This window comes from Brevundimonas sp. S1H14 (assembly GCF_047716865.1).
Taxonomy (GTDB): Bacteria; Pseudomonadota; Alphaproteobacteria; order Caulobacterales; family Caulobacteraceae; genus Brevundimonas; species Brevundimonas naejangsanensis.
In genome coordinates this window covers 1,559,712-1,575,707 of sequence record NZ_CP136679.1, presented here as the reverse complement: position 1 = coordinate 1,575,707, position 15,996 = coordinate 1,559,712, and the positions used below count along the sequence as shown (strand labels likewise).

Annotated in this window: 15 protein-coding genes; 11 read left to right on the top strand and 4 right to left on the bottom strand. The window is 68.3% G+C overall.

All coding sequences use genetic code 11. The features are described 5' to 3' along the window. Window positions 1-296 precede the first annotated feature (296 nt). The 3 genes from RSD66_RS07720 to RSD66_RS07710 are packed head-to-tail and all read left to right on the top strand — an operon-like array spanning window position 297 to window position 5,332. A complete protein-coding gene (locus RSD66_RS07720; RefSeq protein WP_415289537.1) occupies window positions 297-3,011 on the top strand; it encodes an Rne/Rng family ribonuclease in 2,715 nt (904 codons plus the stop codon). 53 nt (window positions 3,012-3,064) lie between these two features. Continuing rightward, window positions 3,065-4,489 carry a M48 family metalloprotease gene (locus RSD66_RS07715; RefSeq protein WP_415289536.1) on the top strand — a complete coding sequence of 475 codons (1,425 nt, stop codon included), beginning with the start codon at window positions 3,065-3,067 and terminating at the stop codon, window positions 4,487-4,489. Window positions 4,490-4,534: 45 nt separating this feature from the next. Further along, window positions 4,535-5,332 (top strand): thioredoxin domain-containing protein, encoded by a 798-nt coding sequence (locus RSD66_RS07710; protein WP_415289535.1) that lies wholly within the window; start codon window positions 4,535-4,537, stop codon window positions 5,330-5,332. A gap of 25 nt (window positions 5,333-5,357) precedes the next feature. Here RSD66_RS07710 and RSD66_RS07705 read toward each other — a convergent pair whose 3' ends face one another. Continuing rightward, window positions 5,358-6,146, bottom strand: a complete 789-nt coding sequence (locus RSD66_RS07705; protein ID WP_415289534.1) for a thiazole synthase — start codon at window positions 6,144-6,146, stop codon at window positions 5,358-5,360. Between the two features lie 191 nt (window positions 6,147-6,337). Continuing rightward, a complete protein-coding gene (thiS, locus tag RSD66_RS07700) occupies window positions 6,338-6,535 on the bottom strand; it encodes a sulfur carrier protein ThiS (protein WP_003168098.1) in 198 nt (65 codons plus the stop codon). 176 nt (window positions 6,536-6,711) lie between these two features. Between thiS and RSD66_RS07695 the strand changes: the two genes are divergently transcribed. The 5 genes from RSD66_RS07695 (at window position 6,712) to aat (ending at window position 10,511) form a co-directional block, all read left to right on the top strand. Next, on the top strand, window positions 6,712-7,287 hold the full coding sequence (locus RSD66_RS07695; RefSeq protein ID WP_415289533.1) for a hypothetical protein: 576 nt from the start codon (window positions 6,712-6,714) through the stop codon (window positions 7,285-7,287). A 179-nt stretch (window positions 7,288-7,466) separates the two neighbouring features. Further along, window positions 7,467-7,922, top strand: coding sequence for a type II 3-dehydroquinate dehydratase (gene aroQ, locus RSD66_RS07690; protein ID WP_119411829.1), 456 nt, complete (start codon window positions 7,467-7,469; stop codon window positions 7,920-7,922). 40 nt (window positions 7,923-7,962) lie between these two features. After that, complete coding sequence (accB, locus tag RSD66_RS07685; RefSeq protein ID WP_415289532.1) at window positions 7,963-8,451, top strand: acetyl-CoA carboxylase biotin carboxyl carrier protein; 489 nt, start codon at window positions 7,963-7,965, stop codon at window positions 8,449-8,451. 5 nt (window positions 8,452-8,456) lie between these two features. Further along, the gene (accC, locus tag RSD66_RS07680) at window positions 8,457-9,809 is read left to right on the top strand and encodes an acetyl-CoA carboxylase biotin carboxylase subunit (protein ID WP_415289531.1); all 1,353 of its coding nucleotides are present in this window, start codon (window positions 8,457-8,459) and stop codon (window positions 9,807-9,809) included. Between the two features lie 6 nt (window positions 9,810-9,815). Next, window positions 9,816-10,511, top strand: coding sequence for a leucyl/phenylalanyl-tRNA--protein transferase (aat, locus tag RSD66_RS07675; protein ID WP_415289530.1), 696 nt, complete (start codon window positions 9,816-9,818; stop codon window positions 10,509-10,511). On the opposite strand, the gene RSD66_RS07670 is transcribed toward aat, so the two are convergent. Both RSD66_RS07670 and RSD66_RS07665 read right to left on the bottom strand, forming a co-directional pair. Further along, the gene (locus tag RSD66_RS07670) at window positions 10,478-11,176 is read right to left on the bottom strand and encodes a DUF2155 domain-containing protein (RefSeq protein WP_346522761.1); all 699 of its coding nucleotides are present in this window, start codon (window positions 11,174-11,176) and stop codon (window positions 10,478-10,480) included. The genes aat and RSD66_RS07670 overlap by 34 nt on opposite strands. Next, a complete protein-coding gene (locus RSD66_RS07665; protein WP_024352998.1) occupies window positions 11,173-11,565 on the bottom strand; it encodes an NADH:ubiquinone oxidoreductase subunit NDUFA12 in 393 nt (130 codons plus the stop codon). Before RSD66_RS07665 ends, RSD66_RS07670 begins: the two co-directional genes overlap by 4 nt. Before the next feature lie 219 nt (window positions 11,566-11,784). Here RSD66_RS07665 and RSD66_RS07660 point away from each other — a divergent pair, with 219 nt between their 5' ends. From RSD66_RS07660 to RSD66_RS07650, 3 genes are all read left to right on the top strand, one after another. Beyond that, the gene (locus RSD66_RS07660) at window positions 11,785-14,400 is read left to right on the top strand and encodes a TSCPD domain-containing protein (RefSeq protein ID WP_415289529.1); all 2,616 of its coding nucleotides are present in this window, start codon (window positions 11,785-11,787) and stop codon (window positions 14,398-14,400) included. Window positions 14,401-14,502: 102 nt separating this feature from the next. Continuing rightward, the gene (locus RSD66_RS07655) at window positions 14,503-14,997 is read left to right on the top strand and encodes a pentapeptide repeat-containing protein (RefSeq protein WP_119411823.1); all 495 of its coding nucleotides are present in this window, start codon (window positions 14,503-14,505) and stop codon (window positions 14,995-14,997) included. Between the two features lie 65 nt (window positions 14,998-15,062). Further along, window positions 15,063-15,974: a pentapeptide repeat-containing protein gene (locus RSD66_RS07650; protein ID WP_415289528.1), complete on the top strand. Its 912-nt coding sequence runs from the start codon at window positions 15,063-15,065 to the stop codon at window positions 15,972-15,974. The last annotated feature ends 22 nt before the right edge of the window (window positions 15,975-15,996 follow it).

Sequence of the window (15,996 nt, the reverse complement as noted above, 5' to 3'; positions counted from 1 at the left end):
GGGACCGGGCGCGCCCTCCTCGCGGCGTTGACTTTCACCTATTCCGAGGATCGCCCGGCCTGGCCGACGATCCGGAGAACGGGTTCGGGATGCAGCCCTGATCGGCGCGTTCGGACCCAGGACCGACAACCTTATGGGCCACTACGCCTGCGATCCTCTTCGGCAAGACCTTGCCGCACTCGCTTTCTGCGAGGGGATGACGCGCGCCCCGGCCCCCATTTCCATTCGGCGAGCCGCCCCCATTCCCGCGATTGAACTCGCGGCGCACGGCCTGGCGCGCCTGAGAGAGACCCTTCATGTCAAAAACCATGTTGATCGACGCGGCGCACGCGGAAGAAACGCGCGTCGCGATCGTGGACGGCCGCCAGGTTGAGGAATTCGATTTCGAATCCCGCGCGCGCCGTCAGCTTCGCGGGAATATCTATCTCGCCAAGGTCACCCGCGTAGAGCCCAGCCTGCAGGCCGCCTTCGTCGAATACGGCGGCAACCGCCACGGCTTCCTGGCCTTTAACGAAATCCACCCGGACTATTATCAGATCCCGGTCGCCGACCGCGAAGCCATCATGGCCGAAGCGCAGTCGGACGATGACGACGATCACGACGATCTGGGCCGCGAAAGCGACGACGGCGAATCGGACGGCGGCCTGGCCGACGAGGAGCGCCTGAAGCGTCGCCTGATGCGCCGCTACAAGATTCAGGACGTCATCAAGCGCCGTCAGATCCTGCTGGTGCAGGTCGTCAAGGACGAGCGCGGCGCCAAAGGCGCGGCCCTGACCACCTGGCTGTCGCTGGCCGGCCGCTACTGCGTGCTGATGCCCAACACCGGCAAGGGCGGCGGCATTTCGCGCAAGATCACCAACACCTCGGACCGCCGCCGCCTGAAGGCCGCCGCCGCCGCGCTGAAGGTGCCGCAGGGCATGGGCCTGATCATCCGCACGGCGGGCGCCAAGCGCACCCGCGCCGAGATCAAGCGCGACTATGAATATCTGCTGCGCCTGTGGTCGACGATCCGCGAGACGACGCTGGGCTCCAACGCCCCGGCGATGATCTACGAGGAAGAAAACCTGGTCCGCCGCGCCGTGCGCGACATGTACGACAAGGACTTCGACGGCATTCAGGTCGAGGGCGTCGAGGGCTTCAAGCAGGCCCGCGACTTCATGCGCGTGCTGATGCCGTCCCAGGCCAAGAAGATCCACCTCTATCAGGGCTCGCGCCCGCTGTTCGCCTCGAACGGCATCGAAGAGGTGCTGACCCAGATCCACCAGCCGGTCGTGCCGCTGAAGTCGGGCGGTTATCTGGTCATCAACCAGACCGAGGCCCTGGTCGCGATCGATGTGAACTCAGGCCGCGCCACCAAGGAGCGCAACGTCGAGGCCACCGCGACCAAGACCAACATGGAAGCCGCCGTCGAGGCCGCCCGCCAGCTGCGCCTGCGCGACCTGGCCGGCCTGATCGTCATCGACTTCATCGACATGGACGAGGGCAAGAACAACCGCGCGGTTGAGAAGGCCCTCAAGGACGCGCTGGCCAAGGACCGCGCCCGCATCCAGATGGGCCGCATCTCCGGGTTCGGCCTGATGGAGATCAGCCGCCAGCGCCGCCGCCTGGGCGTGATCGAGGGCGCGACCGAAGTCTGCGAATGCTGCCAGGGCGCCGGGCGCGTCCGCTCGGCCGAATCGGCGGCCCTGACCACCCTGCGCGCCGTCGACATCGAGGCCGGCAAGAACGGCGCGGGTTCGGTGAACCTGCGCGTCTCGACCGCCGTGGCGCTGTATATTCTGAACCACAAGCGGGCCTATCTGCAGTCCCTGCTGGAGCTGCGCGGCCTCAACGTCGTCATCCAGATCGACGACAGCCTGGCCCAGGGCGAGCACTCGATCGAGCGCACCGAGACCAATGAGGACTTCGTCGCGCCGGAAAGCCACATCGACCTGGCCGACCTGGACGACGGCTTCGACGACAGCGCCTTCGCCGATGAAGACGAGGATCACGACGAAGATGAAGACTTCGGCGACGATCAGGACGAGGCCGAACTAGACTCTGAAGACGAGGACGACGACGAAGGCCGCGCGCGTCAGGAACAGGACGATGACGGCCGGGGCGGCCGTCGCCGCCGTCGCCGTCGCGGCGGACGTCGGGAGGATGAAGCCGAAGTCGTCGCCGCAGAGGACGATGACGACGGGCGCGGCGGTCGCCGTCGCCGGGGCCGTCGCGGCGGTCGCCGGGTCCGCGAGGAAGGCGAACGCGACGTCTTCACCTGGGTGCGCGGCCGTACGCCGTCGCTGCAGGACCCCTATGTCTGGTTCGACCCGATCAACCCGGCCCCGGTGCGCGCCGAACGCGTCGCTGAGGATGATGTCGAGCGCAGCGACGAGCCGCGCGATGTTCACGCCGAACAGGCGAACGAGGGCGAAGGCCGCAACGGCCGCTCGCGCCGTCGTCGCGGTCGTGGTCGCAGCCGAGGCGAGGTGACGCACGACGCCAAGGTCGAGGATCGCGCGGTCAACGAAGGCCTGCCTCCTGTCGGCTCGCCCGACACGCCGATCGCCGTGGTGATCGAAGACGAAACGCCTGCCGTTTCGGCCGACGCCTCGCCCGAAACCGCGACCGAGGCCGCCCCCGAGGCCGCCCCGACGCTGGAACCCGTTGAAGCGCCCAAGCGTCGCCGCGTGCGCCGCAAGGTCACCTCGGCCATCGCCGAGGAGTTGAACGAGGTCGCCGCTGAACAGCAGGCCGAAACGCCTGCGGCTGAAACCGAAGCGGTCGCTCCCGAAGCCGAGGTCGAAGCCGAACAACCGGCGCCGGTTCCGGCTGAACTGGACGTCACGCCCGCCGTGGCCGCCCGCATCGAGCAGGCGATCGAAGAGGTGCTGGCCGAGGAAGCCGTCGTCCTGGCCGAACCCGTTCCGGCGCCGACGCCTGAGGTCGATATCGCCGCCATCATCGCCGAGGATCCGAACCAGATCGTCGCCCCGCCCGCCAAGCCGAAACGCGGCTGGTGGCGCCGTTGATCGGACACGATTAGGCTGGAAGCTGCGGGGAGACGATCGCTCTGGAGTTCTTCATGACCAGGACGCCCCCCGCCGCACCCCGCTTCCGGCGCTATCTGGCCGCCGGGGTCGGCGCCCTTGCGGTGCTGACCTCGGCCGCATCCGCGCAGGCCCAGAGCCTGATCCGGGACACCGAGATCGAAGGCATCATCCATGACTGGTCCGAGCCGGTGCTGGACGCGATGGGCCTTGACCCCAACGAGGTCGAAATCCTGCTGGTCAACGACAACGACCTGAACGCCTTCGCCACGCGCGGGCGGATCATGGGGTTGAACACCGGCCTTATCCTGCGGACCAAGAGCCCCAATCAGCTTCTGGGCGTGATCGCCCACGAAGCCGGCCACATCAAGAACCGCCACACCCTGCGCGACGGCGCCCAGAACGCCGGGATGCAGCCGATGATCATGACCATGGCGCTGGGCGCCCTGGCCGCGATAGCGGGCGCCCCGGACGCGGGCGCTGCCCTGCTGGCCTCCAGCCAGTATTTCGGCACGCTCGGCGCCCTGCGCTATATGCAGAGTCAGGAAGGCGAGGCCGACATCACCGGCGCCCGCGCTCTGGAACGCGCCGGGGAATCCGGGCGCGGGATGGTCGAGTTCTTCGAGAACTTCCGCTCGCAGGAAATCTTCTCGGATCAGCGGCGCTATCCCTATTTCCGCAGCCACCCCCTGTCGTCACAGCGGATCGAGGCCCTGCGTCGCCCCGTCGAAGCCGCCTCCAACTATGAGAAGCGCGACAGCCCGCAGCGCATGGCTGAACACGCCCTCGTCGTAGCCAAGATCAGCGCCTTCATGGACGCGCCCAACGCCACCTTGCGCGACTATCCGTCCAGCGACACTTCCCTGCCCGCCCGCTACGCCCGCGCCATCGCCTGGTATCGCGACGGCCAGACGCAGAAGGCCCTGGACGCGGTCGACGTCCTGCTGACTGAACAGCCCGAAAACCCCTACTTCTGGGAGCTCAAGGGTCAGATCCTGTTCGAGGAAGGCCGGCCAGCCGAGGCCATCGGCGCCCATGAACGCTCCGTCGAGCTGAAGCCGGACGCGCCCCTGCTGCGCATCAACCTGGCCCACGCCCTGATCGAAACCAATGACACGGCCCGGCTGACCGAGGCTGAAAACCAGCTGAAGCGCGCCCTGGCGCTCGAAGGCGACAACAACCTGGCCTGGCGCCTGCTGTCCCAGGCCTACTCCAGCCAGGGCAAGGAGGGCGAGGCGCGCCTGGCCTCGGCTGAATACTGGTTCGCCCTGCGCCGTTCCGAACAGGCGGCCCAGTTCGCCATGCGCGCGCGCGACATGCTGGACCGCAACTCCATCGAATGGCGCCGCGCCACCGACATCGTCCTGGCCTCGGGCGCGACCGAGAAGGACATCACCGACGCCGAGCGCCGCAACGAACAGCGCAGCCGCTCCGGCGTCATCCCGCCCGGCGGGGAGTGAGCCCTTCCCGCCCCCTGCTGCACTGCCTGATAAGACGAGATGCTGATGACTGACGACGCGCGCCCCGAACCGACCCCGACCGCCACGCCGAAGAAGGCGCGCCTGGGGCTGTCGGGCACGACGCTGGGCTGGGCCGCCGCAGGCATGTCGGCCGTCGCCCTGGCGCTGTCGGCGGCGCCCTATCTGACCGGCGGTTTCGGCGAGCGGGTGCGGGCCTATCTGATCCAGAACCCGCAGGTGCTGGACGAAGTGCTGGCCGCACGTGAAACGGCGGAATCCCAATCGCGCGTTCAGAGCATCAACGCCGCCGCCGCCGCCAATCCGACCCTGCTGGCCGCCGATCCGCGCGACCCGGCCTTCGGACCCGAGAACGCCAAGGTGACGGTGATCGAGTTCTTCGACTTCCGCTGCCCGGGCTGCAAGGCGGTCGCGCCCGAATACCGCGCCCTGATGGCCGCCCACCCGGAGGTGCGCTTCGTCTTCAAGGACTGGCCGATCCTGGACCGGGGCGAGGACGTGACGTCCCAATACGCCGCGCGCGCCGCACTGGCCGCGCATCAGCAGGGCAAATACCTCGCCGTCTATGACGCCCTGATGGCCGAGCGCGCGCTGGACCGCGCCGCCATCGACCGCATCCTGGCCGACAACGGCGTCGACATGACCAAGGCGAACGCCGCCATCTCGACCCCCGAGATGACGCGCCACGTCACCGACATCCACACGGCGGCGGCGGCGCTGGGCCTGCAGGGCACGCCGACCTTCTTCATCAACGGCGTCGCCAGCCCCGGCATCGACCCGCGCGAAGTCGGCGCCCTGATCGAAGCGGCCAAGAAAAAGGGCTGACCTTTCGGTCAGCCCCGCTTCATCTTCAGATCAGCCCCGCCAGCGGCGAGGACGGGTCGGCGTAAAACCGCTTCTTCATCCGTCCCGCCAGATAGGATTCGCGCCCGGCGATGACCGCGTGCTTCATGGCGCTGGCCATCAGCAGGGGATCGCGGGCCTCGGCGATGGCGGTGTTCATCAGCACGCCGTCGCAGCCCAACTCCATCGCGATGGCGGCGTCCGAGGCCGTGCCGACGCCCGCGTCGACCAGCACCGGCACCTTCGATTGCTCGACGATCAGGCGGATATTGATCGGGTTCTGCACCCCCAGCCCCGAGCCGATCGGCGCGCCCAGCGGCATGATGGCCACGGCGCCCGCATCCTCCAGCTTGCGCGCATAGACCGGGTCGTCGGTGCAATAGACCATGACCTCAAAGCCCTCGGCGGTCAGCAGCTTCAGCGACCGCAGCGTCTCTTCCATGTCCGGGAACAGGGTCTTGGGGTCCGCCAGAACCTCCAGCTTGACTAGGGTCCAGCCGCCGGCCTCGCGCGCCAGACGCAGGGTCCGCACGGCGTCCTCGCCGGTGAAGCAGCCCGCCGTGTTCGGCAGATAGGTGTATTTCTTCGGGTCGATGAAGTCCGTCAGCACCGGCTGGTTCGGATCGGTCAGGTTCACCCGGCGCACGGCCACGGTGACCATCTCGGCGCCCGACGCCTCGGCCGCCGCCGCGTTCTGGGCATAGTCGCGATACTTGCCGGTGCCCACGATCAGTCGCGAATTAAAGGTGCGGCCGGCGACGGTCCAGTTGTCGGTGCGGGGAGCGGTGTCAGTCATGCTTCTGACCTAGCGCCGCCCGCCGCCGGGGGGAAGCGCCGTTGCGGGAATTGATGAGCTATCCTCCTCCCGCTCATCCCGGCGGACGCCGGGATCCAGTGAGAACCTCACGCGCAACCTTTGGAGGGCGAATCTGTCGCCAAAAAACTGGATCCCGGCGTCCGCCGGGATGAGCGGAGCATAGGGCGGCCTCAGCCGCCGCCCACGAACTGCACCAGTTCGATCCTGTCGCCCTCGGCCAGCGCCGTCTCGCCGTGCAGCGAGCGCGGCACGATCTCCAGATTGCGCTCGACCGCCACCTTCTTGGGGTCCAGCGACAACTCCTGAACCAGACCCAAAATGGTCGTGGCTGCGGTGTCCCGCGCCTCGCCGTTGACTTCGATACGCAAACTGTTCGCTCCAGGGGATGCAGAGTGGAGAGGCAAAGCCTCTTTCGGAAACTTCAGATAATGGGGGTTCCGGCGCAGGACATCAAACCCACGGTCTCAGCCGCTTTCGACCCGTTGCGGACTAGGCAATCGGTAGAGCTGTTGCAGCGACCTAGCCGAAATGTTCGAATGCCGTGATGACGCAGTTCAACAACATGCCATGCTTGGGTGCAGCCGCCGTAACTGCGCTGCTTGTCCTCGCCCTTCCGGGAATAGGTGCCGCCCAAACACCGGAAGGTTTGGTGGAGCGTCATCACCGTGTGTGTGTACTATCAGCGGCGCAGCCGGAAGTCGTCAGGAGTTTACTTGCCGATGAAGAAGAGTGGCGGCCCATGTTCGCCGCCAGTGAAAGCCGCGATGATCTCGTAAGCCGGGTTTCCGTTACCGACCCGATGGACGTCATCATGGCCCAGACCGTCAATACGCGTGGCGTAGTAGAGTCAATCTGTAGCGTCCAACGTCGCGGCGGCGATTTCGATCTGTTAAAGGCCGAATTCGAAGCAAGCACGACACTAGAGCCGGTCGCGCGCTACTCAAGCCGGACGGTAGCCGTCTATATCGCACGCGTGATTGACGGTCATTTGGCCAGCGTCGAGCAGCCCGATCTGGACCGCGCACGACGAAATCGGTCGTTCCGAATATTCTCCCTGTCTCGGATGGGTTCAGATGCACTAATCGTCGTGTCAGCGCCACAAGGAGAGCGCCCCCGGTAGCGGCGTAAGCCTCTTTAGAGCAAGTGTCTACTTCCCCCTAACGACGCTCGCGAAGGTCCGCTCGCCGTCGCCACCCTCCCCCTACGTCACCCTTTTCACCCGCCCGCTTTGCGCCGCGCGCCACCTGGGCTACAACGCGCGCTCGATTCCGCGCGGCGGCGCGCCTGTTTTGCGAGCGAATGCCCGAAACTCTCACCCTGTATGTCCTGAACGGGCCGAACCTGAACCTGCTGGGGGTTCGGGAGCCGGATATCTATGGCCGCGAGACGCTGGCCGACGTTCAGGCCATGTGCGAGGCGGCGGCCGACGGCGCCCGCGTCGTTTTCCGTCAGTCGAATCATGAAGGCCAGCTGGTCGACTGGATTCAGGAAGCCAGGACTGAGGCTGACGCCCTGGTCATCAATCCGGCCGCCTTCACCCACACCTCGGTGGCCCTGCTGGACGCGCTGAAGACGCTGAGCATCCCCGTGGTCGAATGCCACCTGTCGAACCCCGCCGCGCGCGAGGCGTTTCGGCATCACTCCTATGTGTCCCTGGCCGCGACCGGCGTGATCGCCGGCTTCGGCCCCCGCAGCTATGAATTGGCCGTCCGGGCCGCTCTGGACCTGGCGCGCCGCGCCGGGGCCAAGGGCTGACCGCCGCGCGCCGTCTGAAGATCAAGTAGAAGAGACCCCCATGTCCGACGACAAGAACAAGCACATCGACGCCGAACTGGTCCGCAGCCTGGCCGACATCCTGAACGACACCGATCTGACCGAGATCGAGGTCGAGCGCGGCGATCTGAAGATCAAGGTCAAGCGCGAAGTCACCGTCGCCGCCGCCCCGATCCAGTACGCCGCCGCCCCTGCGCCGGTGGCTCACGCTGCCCCGGCCGCCGCGCCTGCCGCGCCGATGGCCGCTGACGCCACCACCATCGTCGCCCGCTCGGGCGAAGAGGTGAAGTCGCCGATGGTCGGGACCGCCTATCTGCAGCCTGCGCCGGGTTCGGACCCCTTCATCAAGGCTGGCGACAAGGTCAAGAAGGGCCAGACCCTGCTGATCGTCGAAGCCATGAAGACGATGAACCCGATCCAGGCGCCGCGCGACGGCGTCGTGGCTGAAATCCTGGTGGGCGACGCCCAACCGGTCGAGTTCGGCGAAGCCCTGGTCGTTCTGGAAGCCTGAGCCCCATGTTCACCAAGGTCCTGATCGCCAACCGGGGCGAGATCGCGCTGCGCATCCACCGCGCATGCAAGGAGATGGGAATCTCCACCGTCGCCGTTCACTCCGAGGCCGATCGCGGCGCCATGTGGGTGCGTCTGGCCGATGAGAGCGTCTGCATCGGCCCCGCGCCGGCGGCCAAGTCCTATCTGAACATCCCCTCGATCATCGCGGCGGCGGAAATCACCGGCGCCCAGGCGATCCACCCCGGCTACGGCTTCCTGGCCGAGAACGCCCGCTTCGCCGAGATCATCGAAGCCCACGGCATGACCTTTATCGGTCCCAAGCCGGACCACATCCGGATCATGGGCGACAAGATCACCGCCAAGCAGGCGGTGAAGGAGGCGGGCATTCCCGTCGTCCCCGGCTCTGACGGCGAGGTCGAGACGGTCGAACAGGCCATCGAGGCGTCCAAGGCCATCGGCTTCCCCCTGATCGTCAAGGCGGCCGCCGGCGGCGGCGGTCGCGGCATGAAGGTGGCCCAGACGGCCGACGATCTGGTCGAGGCCGTGCAGACGGCCCAGGCCGAGGCCCTGGCCGCCTTCGGCAACGGCGCCGTCTATATGGAGCGCTATCTCCAGAAGCCGCGCCACATCGAGATCCAGGTCATCGCCGACAGCCACGGCAACGTCGTCCACCTGGGCGAACGCGACTGCTCGCTGCAGCGCCGTCACCAGAAGGTGCTGGAAGAGGCCCCCTCTCCCGCGCTTTCCGCTGAAGGCCGGATCAAGATCGGCGAGACGGTCAACAAGGCCATCGCCGCCATCGGCTATCTGGGCGCCGGGACCATCGAGTTCCTGTGGGAGGATGGCGAGTTCTTCTTCATCGAGATGAACACCCGCCTGCAGGTCGAGCATCCGGTCACTGAGATGATCACCGGCGTCGATCTGGTGCGCGAACAGATCCGCATCGCTGCGGGTATGCCGCTGTCGTTCAAGCAGGAAGACATCACCTTCGAGGGCCACGCCATCGAGGTGCGGATCAACGCCGAGAACCCGGACACCTTCACCCCCTCGCCGGGCACGATCACCGAGTTCCACGCGCCGGGCGGTCTGGGCGTGCGTCTGGATAGCGCCATATACGCCGGCTATTCGATCCCGCCCTATTACGACAGCCTGATCGGCAAGCTGATCGTTCACGGCCGCGACCGTGAGGAAGCGCTGGCCCGTCTCAAGCGTTCGTTGGGCGAGACGATCATCAGCGGCGTCGACACCACCATCCCCCTGTTCCAGAAGCTGTTGCAGGAGCCGGACATCCTGTCGGGCGACTATGACATCCACTGGCTGGAGAAGTGGGCGGCGGCGCAGAAGGCCAAGGCCTAACCCCTCTTGGACGAACCCGGCTTCAGCGCGAGCGGCGCCTCTGACGTCTTCGGACCGGAGGCGCTGCTCGCCTGCTACGCGCGGGGCGTCTTCCCGATGGCCGAGGCGCACGACGATCCGCGCGTCTTTCTGGTCGAGCCGGACCAGCGCGGCCTGATACCGCTGGATCGCTTTCACATCCCCTCGCGCCTGCGCCGCACCGTGCGGGGCGAGCCGTTCGACGTGCGGGTCAACACGGCCTTCGCGGCCGTGCTGGACGCCTGCGCCGCCTCTGCGCCGGGCCGCGAGGACACCTGGATCAACGCCCCGATCCGTCGCCTCTATGTCGAACTGCATCAGCGCGGCTTCGCCCACAGCATCGAGTGCTGGCGGGACGAGGCGCTGGTCGGCGGCCTTTACGGCGTGACGCTGGGCGGCGCCTTCTTCGGCGAGAGCATGTTCAGCCGGGCGACGGACGCGTCCAAGGTCGCCCTGGTCCATCTGGTCGCGCGCCTGAAAAAGGGCGGCTGGCGGCTGCTGGACACCCAGTTCCTGACCGAACATCTGGGCCAGTTCGGCACCGTGGAAACGCCGCAGGAGGCTTACTTACGGATGCTGCCCTGGGCCATGCAGGCCACGCCCGACATGGACGCCTTTACGGAGCCCCTAAGCGGGGCCGACGCCGTGGCCTACGCCTTACAGCCCACCACCCAGGCGTCATAGACTGGGTGCTGCAGGCCGCTGACGCTGGGCGATGAGGCGAACATCCAGCCCTTGAACACCTGACGCGCCTCGGTCGGCGCCGCCAGACCGCGCGGCTGAACCCCGACCTCCATATAGGCGATAGCGTCCTCGGTCATTTCGTCGGAGGCCGAGACCTCGCAGGCGCGGGCCTTGAACAGAAGGGTCCTGCCGAACCGCACCGGACGGCCGCCCACCTCGACTTCGAACCGCATGGTCTCGGCAGTAGTCTTGTCCACCGCCTGGATGACGGCGATGCGGCGGCGCTGACGCACGCCCGGCGGCGAGGCCGGTTCCGTGGGCGCAGGCGCGACCTCTTCGACCGGGATTTCGTCCGGCGCTTCTTCCTGAACCGCCACTTCCTCGCCCTGAGCCACGATGACAGGCGTCGTCGGCGTCGCGGCGGGCGCGGTCGGCATCACAATGGCCGGGCTGTTGGACGGCGCCGGTTGCTGCGGCTGCGTCGCCGGGCCCTGCGGATTCTGCAGCGGCGTGCGGGTGGTGTCGCGCAGCATGTCGCCGATCGGATCGGCCGGAGCCGGCGTCGCGTCCTGCGGCAGGTCCATCAGGACGCTGGCCACGCCGGCGCCCGATATCGCCAGTCCCGCGACGACCACCCCGGCCAGCAGGACATGGCGAAGGCTCATTCCGGGCTCCAGGCCTGATAGTCGCCGGTGGCGGCCGGGCGTTGGCCCAGGGCGGCCAGCGAGCCCTGCGGGCGACGCGCCATCGGCGTGCCCGTCATGTTCGGCAGGTGATCTTTCTCCCACGCCTGACGCGGCAGCGGACGCTCGGCCGGAGTCTCGTCATAGGTGTAGCGCAGCCAGCCCTGCCATTCCGGCGGCACCTTGGTCGCCTCGGCATAGCCGTCATAGATGACCCAGCGGCGCTTGCGGCCGTCATAGCTGACGGTGTCGCGGGATTCGTAATAGCGATTGCCGAACTCGTCCGTGCCGACCTGCTGGCCGCGTTTGCCAACGGTGAACAGGGTGCCGATCGTGGCGCCGTTCCACCAGGTGAAGATCTTGCTCAGCACGTCGTCGAACTCACTCGAATCCACCGCCCCGGGGAGATCCGGCGGCGCGGGCCGATCATAGAAACCGCGACGCCCTACGTCCAGCGCGGAGCGCACGGGAAACGCCTCAACATCTTGTGGGCAACACCCCCGATAGCCGCAACATCTATTGAACGCTGTCATGATCGCCCGATAGGTTGTCTTCAGGACACGCTCCACCTCCAGCGTGGGAGACGCCTGATGCGCTTCAAGCCCCTGTTTGCTCCCCTGACCGCCGCCGTCCCCGTCGCGCTGCGCGAGATCGAACGCGCCGACGCCGTCGAGAGCCTGCTGGCGCCCGAGGCCTGGCCCGATGTGCAGGTCGAAGCGTGGATGGACTGGGCCGATGCATCATCCCCTCCCCAGCCCGACCTGCCGCTGAACGGCGCCGTGCACGATTGGGCGGCCCGTCTCGCCGTCGCAGGGCGCGAGGGCGGCGCCTTCGCCAACGCCGCCGAGTGCGCCCGATTCGAGGCGGAATTGACGGGCGCGGTCCTGCTGGGTCTGGCCGCCGTCAGCGATGCGGATAGGCCCCCCGCAACCGCCCTTCGTCTGGATCTGTCCGAGCCGGAGGCCGAACGCCGTCTGGCCGATCAGGCCGCCGCCTGGCGTCGCGAGCGGCTGGCCGGCCAGGCCGCCGAGGCCCTGGCTCAGGCGCTGGCCAACGTCGCCGACGCCGTGGCGCGGTGTGAAGGCGACGCGGCCGCCTGCGCCGATCCCGCCTCCAACCCCGCCCTGACCCGCGCCGCCCATGTCGCGCGCCAGTGCGGCGCCGCCGATGCGGACATCCTGCGCGCCATCAAGGGCGAGGGCCTGTCGAGCACAGCCGCGCCGTCCGTCGTCGCCCCGCAGACGCCGATGATCGTGCTGGCGTCACCCGACACGGCCGCCGCCGGCGGGCCGCTGGCGCTGGCCGTGGCCGAAGCGGCGCTGGCAGGCCCCGTCGCCGCCGTCTTCACGCCCGCCGACGCTGACGCAGCGGCCGATACGCCTCTGGCCGCACGCGCGACGATCAACCTGCCCGCTCTGGCCGCCGCCTTCCCGCAAGCGTTCGACTCGGCGTTGGCCGCTCTGACCGAGTTGCTGGTTACGGCGCTGGACCTGACGCTGGACGCGCAGGGCTGCTGCGCCGCCGCACGCCCCATCGCCCTTGGTCTGGGCGGCCTGACGGACTGGGCCGTGTCGCAGGACGCCGCAGCCCCCGCCCTCCCCGCCGCCGCCGTGGCCGCACAGGTCGCGCGCTGCGCCAACGCCGCCTCGGCCGATCTGGCCGCACGGCTCGGCCCCTGCGTGGAGTGGGAGGCGGCGAAGGACGAAACCCTCGCCGCCCTGGCCGAACGCGGCGAGCCGGTCGAAGCTCTGCGCGCCCACGGCCGCCGCCATGCGGCCATCAGCCTGTTCGCCGACGACGCCGAACTGACCTTGCGCCTTGGCGCCTCGCCCTTCGCGGCGACGGATGTCTGGCAGACGGCGGACGGCGAGGTCGAACGTCGCCTCCGCCCCGCCCTGGCCGTAGCCCTGACCCGCGCGGGCGCTGATGTCGAGGCGGCGGAGCGCCATCTGTTCGGCCGCCGCACCCTGCCCGAGGCGCCGGGCGTCAGCCACGGCCGCCTGCGCGAACTGGGCTTCACCGATCTGGAGCTTGAGGGGATCGAGCGCGCCCTGTCTTCCGTCGAGGATTTCGCCGCCGCCTTCGCCCCGCCTGTGCTGGACGAGGGTTTCATCGGCGACGTTCTCGGCCTGACCCTGGCGCCGGGCGAGGCCCTGCTGCCGCGTCTGGGCTTTGACGAGGCGGCGATCCGGGCGGCGGCCGATTACGTCTTCGGCCGTCCCGATCTGTCCGACTGGGCCGACGCGCCTGAGGCCCTGCGGCCCCTGCTGTCGCAATCCGGCGAGACGCTGGAAGCCGGCCTGCGCCGCGCCATTGAGCCGTTCAGCGACGCCCCCGACCTGCACCCTGTCACGCTGGACTGGCGCGCCGATCGGCTGGATCTGGCCCGCGCCCTCGCTGACGCCGCGCTCGACGGTCGCCGCGCCGCCGTGCTGCGCCGGGCCGAGGCCCCTGCCGATTTCCGCCTGCGCCTGCCCGAGCTCGAGGCCCCGCGCCGCGAAGCATCCCCCGAGCCCGCGCCCCGCACCGTCGAGCGCGTGGTCGAAAAGGTGGTCGAGCGCGACCGCACCCGCCGTCGCCTGCCCGACCGCCGCAAGGGCTATATCCAGAAGGCCTCGGTCGGCGGCCACAAGGTCTATATCCACACCGGCGAGTATGAAGACGGCGAACTGGGCGAGATCTTCATCGACATGCACAAGGAAGGCGCCGCCTTCCGCTCGATGATGAACAACTTCGCCATCGCCATCTCCATCGGCCTGCAGTACGGCGTGCCGCTGGACGAGTTCGTGGACGCCTTCGTCTTCACCCGGTTCGAGCCGTCGGGGCGGGTCACGGGCAATGACTCCATCCGCTCGGCGACATCCATCCTCGACTATGTGTTCCGCGAGCTGGGCGTCTCCTACCTGGACCGGCGCGAACTGGCGCAGGTGACGCCCGAGGCCGCCAATCTGGACGGCATGGATGGGGGGCCGACCGAAGCGCCCCAGCCCGTACCCGCCGCCCGCTTCATTTCCAAGGGCTTCGCCCGGGGCGCGGCGCCGGACAACCTGATCGTCGCCCCTTTCGGCCGCAAAGAGCCCTCTGCGCGCACGACGCCGTCCGTACAGGCTGGTCCCTGCCCCGAGTGCGGCGACCTGATGCTGACGGACCGGAACGGGACGCCCGTGTGCGGCGCCTGCGGCGCGGCGCCCAAGGCTCAGGGCTAACAAGGTTCATGGGCTGAAACGGGACGCCCAAAGCGGGACAGGCTGTCCCGAAACGGCGGCCCGCTTCTTGCTGCAACAGGCCCAAAGCCTGGAGCCATTCACATGATCCGTCCCGCAATCGCCCTTCTCGCCGCCGTCGGCCTGACGCTGACGGCCCTGCCCGCCTCGGCGCAGAACGCCTCGCAGATCGCACAGGTGCGTCGCGGCGCCTCCTGCCCCGGATGCAACCTGTTCCAGGGCGACTTCTCCGGCATGGAGCGCACCGGCCTGAACCTGTCCGGCGCCCGCATCCGTCAGGCGGACATCAGCCTGTCGGTGATGAACCGCACCAACTTCAGCCGCTCTGACCTGCGCGATGTCGAGGCCTATGGCGCCGTCCTGTCCAGCTCGAACTTCAACGGCGCCGACCTGACCAACGCCAGCTTCGTGGGGACCTTCCTGGAAGGGGCCTCCTTCACCGGAGCCAAGCTGAACGGGACCAATCTGTCGGGCGCCGAAATGGCGCGCGCGCGCGGCCTGACGCAGTCGCAGCTCAATCAGGCCTGCGGCGACCAGAACACGGTTCTGCCTTCTGGCCTACGCATTCCCGCCTGTTGAGCGTCGCCTTCGTTACCGCGATTTAAGTAGGGTTTTTACGGACTAAGGCGCATTCAATAAGGGTGATGAAACGCTCGATTTCTCCCCTGCGCCGTCTGGCCCTCGCCGCCTCAGCCCTCACGGGACTGATGGCGGCCGCCCCCGCCACGGCCGGAGCCGTGGACATGACCTGGGCCCAGGATCGCGACGTCGCCCGCATGGTGTCGCTGGGTGGAAGCTGCACGCGTTGCGAACTGTCGGGCCGCGACCTGTCGGGCGCCACCCTGACCGGCGCCAACTTCGCCCAGGCCACCCTGGTCGGCGCCAATCTGCGCGGCGCTGAACTGGTCGGCTCGAACTTCACAGGGGCGGACTTCAGCCGGGCCGACATGCGCGGCATTGAGATGGTCGGCTCGAACTTCACCAACGCCAAGATGACCGGCGTCCAGTTGATGGGCGCCGAGGCGACGGGCGCCGTCCTGATCCGCGTCGACCTGAGCGGCGCCAATCTGAGCGGGGCCGAGCTTCAGGGCGTGAACATGAACAGCGCCGTCCTGACCCGCGCCCGCCTCAACGACGCCGAGATTTTCGGCGCCACCCTGGCCAACGTGAACGCCAGCGGCGCCGACTTCAGCAACGCCGACATCAAGGCCTCCAACCTGACGGGCGGCAACTTCAGCAGCGCCTCCTTCCGCAACGCTGATCTGGACGGCGCGCGCCTGTCCGGCGGCGACTTCACCCGCACCGATTTTCGCGGCGCCTCTATGCGCCGTACGGACATCCGCGGTCTGGATCTGACGCGCGCGCGCGGCCTCAGCGCCGACCAGGTCTCCGAGGCGTGCGGCGACGCCGCCACCCGCCTGCCCGGCGACATGACCGCCCGCAACTGCCGTATCAGCGGCGTGCGCGTCATCCGCACCCCGCCTGCCCCTCCGGCGCCGCCCGCCCCGCCTGTTCCGCCGCGTCAGCGCAACCTGGTCATTTCATCAGGCAACTGAAGCCCGGATGCAAAAAGGGAGG

Bases quoted from the DNA above. Each gene is read 5' to 3' on its own strand.
- RSD66_RS07720 (WP_415289537.1), top strand. From the start codon at position 297: ATGTCAAAAACCATGTTGATCGACGCGGCGCACGCGGAAGAAACGCGC.
- RSD66_RS07715 (WP_415289536.1), top strand. From the start codon at position 3,065: ATGACCAGGACGCCCCCCGCCGCACCCCGCTTCCGGCGCTATCTGGCC.
- RSD66_RS07710 (WP_415289535.1), top strand. From the start codon at position 4,535: ATGACTGACGACGCGCGCCCCGAACCGACCCCGACCGCCACGCCGAAG.
- RSD66_RS07705 (WP_415289534.1), bottom strand. From the start codon at position 6,146: ATGACTGACACCGCTCCCCGCACCGACAACTGGACCGTCGCCGGCCGC.
- RSD66_RS07695 (WP_415289533.1), top strand. From the start codon at position 6,712: ATGACGCAGTTCAACAACATGCCATGCTTGGGTGCAGCCGCCGTAACT.
- aroQ (WP_119411829.1), top strand. From the start codon at position 7,467: ATGCCCGAAACTCTCACCCTGTATGTCCTGAACGGGCCGAACCTGAAC.
- accB (WP_415289532.1), top strand. From the start codon at position 7,963: ATGTCCGACGACAAGAACAAGCACATCGACGCCGAACTGGTCCGCAGC.
- accC (WP_415289531.1), top strand. From the start codon at position 8,457: ATGTTCACCAAGGTCCTGATCGCCAACCGGGGCGAGATCGCGCTGCGC.
- RSD66_RS07670 (WP_346522761.1), bottom strand. From the start codon at position 11,176: ATGAGCCTTCGCCATGTCCTGCTGGCCGGGGTGGTCGTCGCGGGACTG.
- RSD66_RS07660 (WP_415289529.1), top strand. From the start codon at position 11,785: ATGCGCTTCAAGCCCCTGTTTGCTCCCCTGACCGCCGCCGTCCCCGTC.
- RSD66_RS07655 (WP_119411823.1), top strand. From the start codon at position 14,503: ATGATCCGTCCCGCAATCGCCCTTCTCGCCGCCGTCGGCCTGACGCTG.
- RSD66_RS07650 (WP_415289528.1), top strand. From the start codon at position 15,063: ATGAAACGCTCGATTTCTCCCCTGCGCCGTCTGGCCCTCGCCGCCTCA.